Origin of the sequence: Xanthomonas sp. SHU 308, from assembly GCF_000364645.1 — a bacterium.
Taxonomy (GTDB): Bacteria; Pseudomonadota; Gammaproteobacteria; order Xanthomonadales; family Xanthomonadaceae; genus Xanthomonas_A; species Xanthomonas_A sontii.
The window spans coordinates 1-12132 of sequence record NZ_AQOK01000226.1 but is presented as its reverse complement, the minus strand read 5'-3'; the positions used below and the strand labels follow the sequence as shown (position 1 = coordinate 12132).

The following is a 12132-nucleotide window of genomic DNA, read 5'->3' as shown; positions in this document are numbered from 1 at the left end:
TCGGCACGTACAGCGGCAGGGCCAGCAGCGCGACCAGGATGCCGGCGCGCTTCATGCCCACCGTCAGCGCCGCGACCACCGCGCCGAGCAGGCTCAGCAGCGGGGTCCCCAGCGCCAACGATGCCAGCAGCACCGGCATGCGGTCATGTGGCAGGTGCAGCAATTCGCCGAGCAGCGGGGCGGCCACGATCAGCGGCAAGGCGGTGGTGACCCAGTGCAGCAGCACCCGCACCAGCACCAGCCAGGCCAGCGGCACCGGTGCCAGCAGCCATTGCTCCAGCGAACCGTCCTCGGCGTCGCTGCGGAACAGGCTGTCCAGGGCCAGCAGGCCGGCCAGCAGCACCGCCAGCCATAGCGCGGCGCCGGCCACCTCGCCGAGCAGGCGCGGCTGGTTGCCCAGCGCCAGCGCGAACAGGGCCACGATCAACAGGGCGAACAGCGCCGGCTGCAGCGCGTCGCCGCGGCGTCGCCACAGCAGGCGCAGGTCGCGCAGCAGCAGCGCCCGGGTGGCCTGCCACAGCGAGGGAACGGGCGTGGCCAGGCTCATGCGGCGACTCCGCTCAGGGTCAGCATGCGGGTGCGCACGGGTGGCGCGGCGTAGGCGCCATGGGTGGTGACCAGGGCCGCGCCGCCGCTGCGCAGGTGCGCGGCGATCATGCGGTTGACCAGGGTGATGCCGTCCAGGTCGAGGTTGGCGTAGGGCTCGTCGAGCAGCCACAGCGGCGCCGGCGACAGCCACATCCGCGCCAGCGCCAGGCGCTTCTTCTGCCCGGCCGACAACTGCCTTACCAGGGTGTCCTCGTAGCCGGCCAGGCCGACGATGGCCAGCGCGCTGCCGGGCATCTGCTTGGCCCGGCGCCCCTGCAGGCCGCACAGATAGTGCAGGTTCTCCAGGGTGCTCAGGTCGGCCTTCAGCGCGCCCAGGTGGCCCAGGTAGGCCATGAAACGGGCGCGGTCGCCGCGCCGCACCGGGTGGCCATCGATCTCGATGCGCCCGGCCTCGGCGCGCAGCAGGCCGACCAGCACCCGCAGCAGGGTGGTCTTGCCGGCGCCGTTGTCGCCCTGCACCAGCAGCGCCTCGCCGGCATCCAGGTGGAAGTCCAGCGGACCGAACACCGCGGCATCGTCGCGGGCGAACGTGAGCCCGTGCGCGGCCAGTAGCGGTGGGGCGGTGTACAGCGGATCGGTCATCGGCGAAGGCCGCGGCGGATGGCGCGGCGGCGGGCGGCAAGGGAAGGCGCGCATTGTATCGGCATGCGGGCGTCCGGCGGATGCCGGCGGCGGCCACACGCGGCGATGCGCATGCGCTGCGTCAGTGGAGCGGCGGCGTGTAGGGCGCATCGCCGGCAAGCGGCTTTGCGTACACTCGGCGTTTTCCCGCTGCCCGCAGATCCCCCGCATGCATCCGCAGACCAAGCTGCCCAAGGTGGGCACCACCATCTTCACCGTGATGTCGCAACTGGCCGCCGAGCACGGCGCGGTCAACCTGGGCCAGGGCTTTCCCGATTTCCCGGTGCCGCCGCGGCTGATCGAGGCGCTGGACCGGGCGATGCGCGACGGCCACAACCAGTACCCGCCGATGACCGGCGTGCCGGCGCTGCGCCAGGCGATCGCCGAGAAGGCGCTGCGCTGCTATGGCGCCCAGGTCGATGCCGACACCGAGGTCACCGTCACCAGCGGCGCCACCGAGGCGCTGTTCAACGCCATCCACGCCGTGGTGCGCCCGGGCGAGGAGGTGATCGTGCTGGACCCGGCCTACGACAGCTACGAGCCGGCGATCGACCTGGCCGGCGCGCGTGCGGTGCACGTGCCGCTGGACCCGCAGACGTTCGCGGTGGACTGGGAGCGCGTACGTGCGGCGATCACCCCGCGCACCCGCCTGCTGATGCTCAACAGCCCGCACAACCCGTCCGGGGCGATGTTCGGCGCCGACGACCTGCAGGCGGTGGCCGAGCTGCTGCGTGGCAGCGACATCTTCCTGATCTCCGACGAGGTCTACGAGCACATCGTGTTCGACGGCCGCCGCCACGAGTCGGTGCTGCGCTGGCCGGAACTGCGCGAGCGCGCCTTCGTCGTCTCCAGCTTCGGCAAGACCTATCACTGCACCGGCTGGAAGATCGGCTACGCGATCGCGCCGCCGGCGCTCAGCGCCGAGTTCCGCAAGGTCCACCAGTACAACACCTTCGCCAGCTTCGGCCCGGCCCAGCACGCCTTCGCCGCGATGATCCGCGAGGAGCCAGAGCACGACGAACAGCTCGGCGCGTTCTACCAGGCCAAGCGCGACCGCTTCCGCGAACAATTGCTGGGCACCCGGCTGAAGCCGCTGCCGGTGCCGGGCGGCTACTTCCAGCTCGTGGACTATTCGGCGGTCAGCGACCTGCCCGATACCGAATTCGTGAAGTGGCTGACCATCGAGAAGGGCGTGGCGGCGATCCCGCTGTCGCCGTTCTACCAGGACCCGCCGCCCGCCCAGCGCCTTGCCAGGCTGTGCTTCGCCAAGAACGAGGCGACGCTGGATGTGGCGATCGAGCGCTTGCGCGCGCTGTAACGCGCGTAAGGGCCGGGATTGGGGATTCGGGAATGGGGAATGGTGAAAACTCGCCGATGCGCTTAGCCTTTACCCATTCCCTATTCCCCTTTCCCGATTCCCTGCTATGAACGATCTGAGGATCTCGCTGGTCCAGGGCGATACCCGCTGGCACGATCCGGCCGGCAACCGCGCGCATTACGCCGAACTGCTGGCGCCGCTGGCCGGCGTCACCGACCTGGTGATCCTGCCGGAGACCTTCACCAGCGGCTTCTCCAACGATGCGCTGGCGCAGGCCGAGGACATGGACGGGCCGACCGTGGCGTGGATCCGCGAGCAGGCGGCACGGCTGGGCGCGGCGGTGACCGGCAGCGTGCAGTTGCGCGTGCCCGGCGCCGATGGCGAGGCCAAGGTGTTCAACCGCCTGCTGTGGGCCACGCCGGACGGCGCGTTGCAGCATTACGACAAGCGTCATCTGTTCCGCTACGGCAACGAACACCTGCGCTACGCCGCCGGGCACGAACGCCTGTGCGTGGAGTGGAAGGGCTGGCGGATCAATCCGCAGGTCTGCTACGACCTGCGCTTCCCTGTGTTCTGCCGCAACCGCTACGACGTCGAGCGCCCGGGCCAGCTGGATTTCGATCTGCAGCTGTTCGTCGCCAACTGGCCGTCGGCGCGCGCCTACGCCTGGCGTACGCTGCTGCGCGCGCGCGCGATCGAGAACCTGTGCTTCGTGGCCGCGGTCAACCGCGTCGGCGTGGACGGCAACGACCTGCACTATGCCGGCGACAGCGCGGTGATCGATTTCCTCGGCCAGCCGCAACTGGAGATCCGCGAGCGCGAGCAGGTCGCCACCACCACGATCTCCGCCGCCGCGCTGGCCGCGCACCGCGCGCGCTTCCCGGCCATGCTCGATGCGGATGCCTTCAGTCTGGACGACTAGCCTGCGGCTCCCGTGATGCCGGAAAGCTCATCGTGCTATTTCCGAAGACGCCTGTCGTAGGAGCCGCTTCAGCCGCGACGGGCTTTCCCGGTAACCCCTGTCGCGGCGGATTCCGAAAGCGCGGCAATAGCCCCTCCCGCAGCATGTTGCGGCAAGCGTGGCGGGCGCATTGTGGGAGGGACTTCAGTCCCGACGCATTACGCCATCAGCAAGTGCTTCGCACGTCCCCGCTGCATGCGCGTTGACGCCTACAAAGCACCGAGGCAATCAGGTCGGGTCGCCGCAAACGAGTCTGGAGATGTTGGCGCCGGCCTCGCGTCCTGCCTGCGCTCCCACCGAGCCGGGGCCGGCCGTCCCTGCCGCGAGTGGAAATGCCTGCTGAACGCGCGCGCGATACCCTCGCAACCTTGTCGCGGCCGCGACAAACCCATTGCTACCCTCGCGCCTTGTCCACCCACCCGGAATGCCCACATGATCAAGTCGCTCTCTCTGCTCGCACTGCTGGGTGCGGCCGCGCTCGCGCCGCAGGCCCAGGCCGCCGGCAACATCGATTGCAAGCTGTCCTTCAACCTGTCCGGCTGGTCGGTGTTCTACAAGACCGCCAAGGGCACCGGCACCATCACCTGCAACGACGGCGCGGTGATCCCGGTCAAGATCAGCAGCAAGGGCGGTGGCCTGACGGTCGGCAAGTCGAAGATCGTCGGTGGCCGCGGCACCTTCACCGGCGCCTATAGCCTCAACGATCTGTTCGGCACCTATGCCGCCGCCGAAGCGCATGCCGGCGTGGTCAAGTCCAGCACCGCGCAGGTCGTCACCAAGGGCGATATCTCGCTGGCCCTGGCCGGCACCGGCGAGGGCGTCGATCTGGGCGTCAACGTCGGCAACTTCGTGATCGAGCGCCGCAAGTAAGGCTTGCTCTGTGCCTGCCCCGCCCGCAGCCGCGCGCGGGGCAGGCGCTGTTTTATCCGGCGGTCACGACGATCGACGCGAGGCTGGCCAGGGCGAGGGTGAGCAGGAGGAGGTTTTTGCGTGACATGCGGAGTTTTCGGCAGGGATGAAGTTTTTTGCTTGGGCGATGCGCTGCTCGAGATGGCAAGCGTCAGATAGCGGCCGCAGCGGCAGGTTCGATGCGTTGTCCGAACACGGTGTGCGAGGATGCCAGGGCCATGAATTCCTCCACGGGTAATGGCCGGCTGAAATGGTAGCCTTGACCGATGTCGCATCTGATGCTGCGCATGCGCGCCGCGTCCTCTTCGGTTTCGATGCCCTCGGCGACCACGCGCATTCCCATGCCGTGCGCCAGCCGAACGATGCCCTCCAGCGTTTCGAACACATGCGTGGTCAGCCGCGAGCGCCGGACCATCTGATGGTCGATCTTCAGGATGTTGAAAGGCGCCATGCACAGACGGTGGATCGAAGATCCCCCGGTGCCGAAATCGTCGATGGCGCAATCGATTCCATTGAGTCGCCAGTGGGCCACGGCGCCGGCGATGTGGCGGTCGCAGTGATCCATTCCGTCCTCGGTCACCTCGATGGCGAAATGGTGGGGGACGCCTCCCGAACGAATCAGGCGTTGGACGATGCAGTCCGCCCAGCTCGCCGAGACGAGACGGGTGGCGGATACGTTGATCGACAGTTTCAGCGTTGATGGCAAGGACAGCGAGCTGCTGACGCTGGCCACCGTGTCGATCAACTGGCCGATCAACTCCTCCCCCAGGTCGCATTCCTCCAGGAGAGAGAGGAAATGGTTCGGGCCAAGCACGCCCAATGTCGGGTGCTGCCATCGCACCAGCGCTTCTGCGCCCGCCATGGCGCCGGTGGTGAGGCAGTAACTCGGCTGCAGGAAGGCGGAAATCTCTCCAGTGCGGTAGGCGGCGTGGACATCGTCGGCGGTGATGCGCTGAGCGGTATTCTCGATGAGCTGGCCATCGTTATCGATGGTCGTCGACGGGTTTGCGCGGTACAGCATGTCGGTGAAGTCGAACAGCCGCAGCGCCTCTCCGGCGAAGACCAATTGCATCAGCCCGCCGTCGCGTTGCTGCGCATATTCATGGATTGCGCTCTGGAAGCGCATGTCCGTCACTCCACCGACGATGACATGTCCGCTGAAATGGCTGTCGGCCAGGGCATCGATCAATTGCAGGGCCGATGCGCCCTGCAAGCGCGCCGACGTCACCACCAGATCGATCGGCGTGGTGCGCATCCGTTCGAGCAGTTGGTCGTTGTTGCTTGCGCTATGGACCTTTGCCACGCCCAGCCGTTGCAGCAGCTTGCCGACGTAGGAACTCCGCAGTTCGCTGTCGTATGCGATCAAGGCATTGCGGATGTTGAAGAACGGAACATGTGCGCTTTTGTTCATGACAGCCTCATCGGTGGCGTGTGGGCGGCAACGCGGGAACCCGGCTCTTGCCGAGAATCTCAGCTTGTCTGCAGATCGCGGCGGCGGTAATGGCGCGTGCCTCAAGCGCGGATGGGCGCGCGCCCAAAGACGCAAGTGCGCGCGATGCGGCATACGGCAAGGCGTGGACGCGAGCCGGACAGCGCCGAAAGGCCGGATTTTTGCTGCGTTGGCGAGCGAGATGGCGCTGAGCTATCCTGCGGCCATTCGCCTGCCCGCGGTGTCGCAGGGCGTTCCGAGAGCCGAGATGCCGCAAAAATTACTTGCCAGAACTGGGCGACACTACCGGCGCATTCTCTACGGGTCGGCGACCGCGCTTTCGCTGTCCATCGTCACCGCTGCCTGGCTGTTTTGCAGCGGTATCATCAATCAGTATCGCGAAAAGCAAGTCGCGCAGTTCGTCAAGGACAGTGAGGAAGTGCAGACTCAGGTGGACCAGTTGTCGGCGCGGCTGATCCAGTTCGCCGATGTCTACGAAGGCGTATGGAATCTACGGCAGAACGATGCCGTCCCCGTGCAGCGCTATGCGCGCAAGTTGGCCGACGGACACGGCTTCGCCCAGACCACGGACGACCTGACCGCGACCCCTTTTACGCTGGCGAGCGTGTTGACCGGTGCGGGCGATACCGAGCGGCTGGCAACGGCGATGCGGGTGGTCCGCGATATCTCTGCGGCACCTTCCATCGACGCCAGAAAGGCCGGCGTGACTCTGGAGGGGTTCCTGTATGCGCCCGACGGCAGTTTTCTGGCCGCGTCTCCCGTGCTGGGCACGGCAGCGTTGGACAGTGCGCGCCGCCAGGGCGCCGATGCCTTCATTCGCCAGCGCATCGCCGCGGTGGAGCGCCTTGTGGCGTCGACGCCGACGCAAGTCCTGCGCAAATACAGATTGTTGTGGCGCCCAGCCGATGCCAGCGACGGGCAAACTTCCGTGTCGCAACTCATCGTGCCGATGTTCCACGATGGCAAGCGGGTCTTCACTGTCGCGTTGTCGCTGCCGGATCGGCAGTTCATGCAGTTCTTCCTGCGCAGGGAAGTCCGGCGCCCGGGGTTCTTCCTGCTGAACAAGGAGGGTCAGCTGAACCTCCGCGATCCTCCGCAAGATCCGGACCAGGCGGCGTTGCTGGCTCGGGTTCTTGCACAAGCGGCGCAGTTCCGCGGAGTTTCCGGCGAGCCGATCACCCTGTACCGGAACGATATTTTCCTGGTGGCCCAGCGCATCGGTGGTCCGGACTGGATCGCGGTCTACGCATATACCTGGAGCGACGTGCTGGCGAATCTTCAGTACGAATTCTTCACCGGTGCGCTTGTGTGCCTGCTGGCGCTCGTCCTGATGTGGGTAACCGTCATCTATTTCGATCTCAGGGTGACCAGGCCGCTGCTCAGCAGCGCCGAGAAGCTGATCGAGGCCGAACACTTCAGCAAGGCGATCATCGACACCTTGCCGATCGGCATCGGCATTTACGCGCCGGGGACCGAGTCGGTGATGCTGGAGAACGGCGTTGCCAAACGCATGCTTGGCGACCGCAGCGAGGACTTCTACCGACACGTCATGCGCGAGCGCAGCGCGCAATCGGTGCCCGGCGCGCAGCATTCGTTCATCGAGGTGCAGTGGGACATCGCCGAGGGTCAGAGCAGCTACATCGGCGTGGCGTCGTCGCAGACCCGCTTCGACGGCCGCTCGGTGGTGTTGCTGGGGCTGGTCGACATCAACGAGCGCAAAGCCAACGAAATGCTGTTGATAGAAGCCAAGCAGACCGCCGACGAAGCGAACCGGGCCAAGTCGATGTTCCTGGCGATCGTCAGCCATGAGATCCGCACGCCGTTGCACGGCGCGATGGGCCACCTGGAACTGCTGGCGCGCAGCCCACTGGGATTGGAGCAGTGCGAATGGGTGGACATGATCCGCCGCTCGTTCGACGCCTTGCTCACTCTGGTCAACGATCTGCTCGATTCGACCAAGCTCGAGGCCAACGCGCTGAAGATCAATCCAGTACCGATGTCGCCTAACGATGTGCTGGAGCGTTGCGCGCGCAGTTTCGGCGCGTCGATCCTGCAGAGCGGCGTCGCTTTCTACTGCGTGACGGATCCGGAGCTGGATGCCGTGATGCAGGGCGACGACCAGCGCTTGGCGCAGATCCTGCAAAATCTGCTGGGCAATGCGGCCAAGTTCACCGAGCGTGGCTCGGTCATGATCTCTTCGTGCTGTCTCAAGCTACAGGACGACACGGTGTGGGCGCGTTTCGAGGTCGCCGATACGGGCATCGGGATTCCCGCCTCGATGCAGTCGGCGATCTTCAACCCGCTGGCGCAGGCCGACGACAGCATCAGTCGCCGTTTCGGCGGTACCGGATTGGGTTTGTTCCTGTGCCGCAATCTTTCGCGCTTGATGGGCGGGCGCATCAGCGTCAGCAGCGAACCCGGTGCGGGTAGCGTGTTCCGGGTCGACCTGCCGTTCAAACGCAAAGCGCACGCGCTTCCTGCCGACTCGCACGCGCTGGAGGGAATCACGGTGGATCTGGTGTGCGCGCAGCCGGCATGGCGGGACATGCTCGCCGAGCGGTTGCGCCGCTGGGGCGCAGCCCTGTACGACGAGGACGCGCAACCGGCGCGCTTGCACATCCGGGTGCTGGCGCAGGCCGATGGCGGCGTCTTGAACGCTGCCGACCTGAGCGCGGTGCCGGCGCTGGGCACCGTATTCGTGACCGCAAAGGGGCCGTTGGTGCCGCATCGCCACGAAACGCGGGTCGAGGTCAGTTCACTGAGCCGCGAAGGATTGCTCGACGCCATGAGCGCACTGACCGGTATCACTCCCCGCCCCGCCGAACGCTATGCGGGGGGGCTCGCCGAGGAGGTGGTCGAACAGGATCTGGACATCCTGGTGGCCGAAGACGATGCGGTGAACCGTACGCTGATCAAGCACCAACTTGCGGCGTTGGGATGCCGCCGCGTGCGGGTGGCCGTCGATGGAATGGAGGCGCTGACGCTGTGGCTCGAGCGCCGCGCCGATCTGGTCATCACCGATCTGGGCATGCCGCAACTGGATGGCGTCGGCCTGCTGCGGAAGTTGCGCGATTTCGATCCGGGAGCGCGGATCGTAGCCACCTCCGCGTCGGCCGCGGCGGAGATCAGCGCCGATACCGAGCAGTTTTCCGATCTGCTGCAAAAGCCTGTGTCGTTGAACGACTTGCGCCGTGTCCTGAGGAGCACGATGCTCGTCCGCAATTCCTCCGAGGTTTCCGAGGGCGGCCGGGAACCTCCTTCGGACGAACTGCTGGATGCCTTGCTGTGGCAGGCGCTCCGGTCCGAGTGGGACGCGGAGCGGCAATCGATCGAGGAGGCGCTGGTCTTGCAGGATCTGGAATTGTTGCGTCGGCGCCTACACCGTCTGCAGGGCGCTTTGATGGCGTTGGGGGCGGACGATCTGTTGGCGGAACTGCAAGTAGTGCAGGAGCTCTGCCCGAGCGCGGATTGGGCTGTGCTGTCGGCGCGTTGCCGGCAGTTGCTTCTGCATGTGGAGCAATCGCTGCGTTGAAGCGGCCGACGACGCGGCCGAAGTGACGCCGATTGGCGCTTGGCTCCCACGTTGAGTCAGTCCAGTCATCGCAGGTGGCGTCGCCGACGCGGTCGTGTCCGGGCGATGTCTCCGATGATGAGGGCGCGCGCGCTGCGTTCTGCCTGACACTCCCTGAGCCTGTTGGAACCGCACATGCGGAAGCGCAAACGCGATCAGTGCATGATGCTCGACGCATAGCGCTGGATGGACGGCACGAGCCGGTTCGCCTTGGCGGCTGCGCAGCCGTTTTGTCAGCCGCTCTAGATGGCCCCGGGCATGCGCCGCCAGTCGCTGGCGGTGCAGGTCGAGCCGGCTGACGCGGAGTGTGCCCAGGCACGATCGCTGGCAAAAGACGTTCGCATACGTCAGGGGCAAGAGCCGCGCCCGCTCTCATCGGCCAGGGCAACGCCGGTTAGCGTCCGACGCAAAGGGCCATGAAAAAGCATCGAACTGGACATGACCACGCTGTTCTGATCCCGCAAGGGATTCCGTCCCGTTGCCGTGCCGTTGGTGCAGCGAAACGATGGCTGGCTCAATCGATTCCGACGCGCAACCCACGATGATGGCGGTCCGCCCAGAACCTCGGCGGAGCTTCACTTGGTCGTCCTTCCCATCCTCTCGCTCGACAAAGCCGCATCTGTTCTTCAACGTCCATGACGCGCGCTAGACGCCCTGACTGTCCAACTCGCGCAGCAGCGCGGCCAGTTCGACGTCGTTCTTGGCGCCCAGCTTCTTCATCGCCGCGATCTTCTGGTTGCTGATGGTCTTGGGGCTGCGCTTGAGCCGATCGGCGATCTCGCTCAGCGATAGCCCATCGGCGGTCATTCGCGCCACGGTGGCTTCCTTTGCGGAGAGCGCGTCCATTCCGATGGCCCCGTTCTTGCGGTAATGCGTTGTCAGCAGCGCTGCCGACAGCGAACCGGGGACATAGAGGCGGCCGCTGGCGACTTCCTGCACCGCCGCGGCCAGGTTGCCGAAATCCGCGCGGCTCTTGCCGATGAAACCGGAGGCGCCCAGTTGCAGCGCCGCCGAGACGATCGAGGGTGCGGTGTGCGCGCTGAGCACCAGCAATCGCATCTGTGGCGCCAGCCGGCGCAGGCGCTGCAGCAGATGCAGCCCGTCGGCTTGCGGGTCGCTTTCGAATTCATAGTCGCACAGCAGCACATCCACCGGCTGTTTGACGAGCTCACGCAGCAACTGGCCGATGCCGTCGCAACTGAAGAGCAGGTCGATGCCCGGCGTGTTCTTCAGCACGCTGGTCACGCCGAGCAGCACGATCGGGTGGTCGTCGGCGATACCGACTCTGATCCTGTCCATTGTTGGGTCCTGTTGCCGCTGCCGTCATGCGCGATGTTATTCGCCGAATCATACGTCAGCTTCGCCATTCATCGGTGGCGAAACTGAGATTGAAGCCGCATGGCGTCTGTGCTGTCGGCTGAATCTTTCGATGCCAGAGACCGGATTTTGGGTATTGGCTCGTGCATGACTGGGGGTTTCCCCGTCTTGCCCTTGTCGAAGAAGTGTCAGTTTTCTTCTGTCGATCGTCATGCCGAACGTGCGGTTTTGGGCATTCGCCCATGTGTGGAATGGGGTTTTCCCATCGTGTCCTTGTCGAAGACGTTCTAAATTTTTTCTGGCGGGCGCAACGCCGAATGCGCGGTTTGGGGCATTCGCTCATGCACGGGATGAGGCTTCCCCGTCGTTGCTGCGCCAACAAAATTCTAACTTTCTCTGCTCTGTAAATTACAGGTGATCCGAAATGAATAGGGTATTCAGGGTTGTGTGGAATCGCACTATCGGTGCATGGGTGATTGCGTCGGAACTGGCGAAGAGTAGGTCGAAAGGCCAAGGTGTCAAGTCTAAAGAATCTGTCGCTGCCTGCTTGCTCGTTGCGATCCTGTTTGCGATGTTCGGCGTCAGTGGTGAGGCGATGGCCGCCCAGGTGGAGGCCGGTGGGATGTTCCGGGTGTTGGGTTGTCAGTCTTGGAGCAATTATCCTTATTGTCAGGTTGATGCGTATAAGGCATATGGCCAGCAGAAATACAGTCATGCACGCCATGGCTTGATTCACGCCGGTGGCTCGAATCTGCCGTATTTCGCCGCCTACTCTATGCTGAACTCCAGTGTTGCCCATGCCGATTCCATTGTCGTGACCGGTGCTCATGCTTTGGGAAACACTTCCATTGCGGTTGGTGATGCTGCGAATGCCTGGTCCTCGGCTGCAAACGCTCTTGGGGGCAGAGTTAAATCGACCGGCGCAGCTGTTAGGTATTTCAATGTCAATTCCGGCGGTCCGATCAGCGAGGCCGTGGGAAATGAAAGCATCGCGATTGGGGTGTCGGCGCAATCGAACGGCGATAGTTCGATAGCAATGGGCAAGGGCGCGGTGGCGGGCAGCCAGAGTCTCTGGGTTAAGGACGATAAGGACATAGCGCTGGGCTATGAAGCCAAAGCCTCGGGCTCCAACAGCGGCAACAGCATCGCCATAGGCTCCTTCGCCGAAACCGCGGGCGGCAACGCCGTCGCCATGGGCTCCTCCGCCAAATCCAGAGGTGGCGCGAGCATCGCCATGGGCTACGCGGCCGATGCCAGCAGCGAGAAAAGCATCGCCATGGGCTACGCGGCCACTTCCGCAGGTGACAGCGGCATCGCCATCGGCAATGCCGCCGCTGCCAGCGGCGACAACGCCGTGGCGCTGGGCAAGGATGCGA

Annotated in this window: 8 protein-coding genes and 1 pseudogene; 5 read left to right on the top strand and 4 right to left on the bottom strand. The window is 65.2% G+C overall.

The window, feature by feature from the left end:
* A partial coding sequence (gene ccmB / locus D588_RS0108465; RefSeq protein WP_017915656.1) for a heme exporter protein CcmB occupies positions 1–547 on the bottom strand: 547 nt, incomplete at its 3' end.
* Entirely contained in the window at positions 544–1191 is a 648-nt protein-coding gene (ccmA, locus tag D588_RS0108460; protein ID WP_017907305.1) for a heme ABC exporter ATP-binding protein CcmA, read from the bottom strand. The genes ccmB and ccmA, both read right to left, overlap by 4 nt.
* Positions 1192–1399: 208 nt before the next feature.
* Between ccmA and D588_RS0108455 the strand changes: the two genes are divergently transcribed.
* The 3 genes from D588_RS0108455 to D588_RS0108445 all read left to right on the top strand — a co-directional run bounded on the left by D588_RS0108455 (position 1400) and on the right by D588_RS0108445 (position 4379).
* Complete coding sequence (locus D588_RS0108455; protein WP_017915655.1) at positions 1400–2548, top strand: pyridoxal phosphate-dependent aminotransferase; 1149 nt, start codon at positions 1400–1402, stop codon at positions 2546–2548.
* Positions 2549–2654: 106 nt separating this feature from the next.
* A complete protein-coding gene (locus D588_RS0108450; RefSeq protein WP_017907303.1) occupies positions 2655–3470 on the top strand; it encodes an amidohydrolase in 816 nt (271 codons plus the stop codon).
* A 471-nt stretch (positions 3471–3941) separates the two neighbouring features.
* The gene (locus tag D588_RS0108445; RefSeq protein ID WP_017914143.1) at positions 3942–4379 is read left to right on the top strand and encodes a hypothetical protein; all 438 of its coding nucleotides are present in this window, start codon (positions 3942–3944) and stop codon (positions 4377–4379) included.
* Positions 4380–4569: 190 nt separating this feature from the next.
* Here the strand turns inward: D588_RS0108445 and D588_RS0108440 are convergent, their stop codons facing one another.
* Positions 4570–5829: an EAL domain-containing protein gene (locus D588_RS0108440; protein ID WP_017915654.1), complete on the bottom strand. Its 1260-nt coding sequence runs from the start codon at positions 5827–5829 to the stop codon at positions 4570–4572.
* A 220-nt stretch (positions 5830–6049) separates the two neighbouring features.
* Here D588_RS0108440 and D588_RS0108435 point away from each other — a divergent pair, with 220 nt between their 5' ends.
* Entirely contained in the window at positions 6050–9400 is a 3351-nt protein-coding gene (locus tag D588_RS0108435) for an ATP-binding protein (RefSeq protein ID WP_017915653.1), read from the top strand.
* Positions 9401–10084: 684 nt separating this feature from the next.
* Here the strand turns inward: D588_RS0108435 and D588_RS0108430 are convergent.
* Complete coding sequence (locus tag D588_RS0108430; protein WP_017915652.1) at positions 10085–10738, bottom strand: response regulator transcription factor; 654 nt, start codon at positions 10736–10738, stop codon at positions 10085–10087.
* Between the two features lie 565 nt (positions 10739–11303).
* On the opposite strand from D588_RS0108430, the pseudogene D588_RS26570 reads away from it, so the two are divergent.
* Positions 11304–12132: pseudogene (locus D588_RS26570) on the top strand (hypothetical protein); the annotation flags it as partial.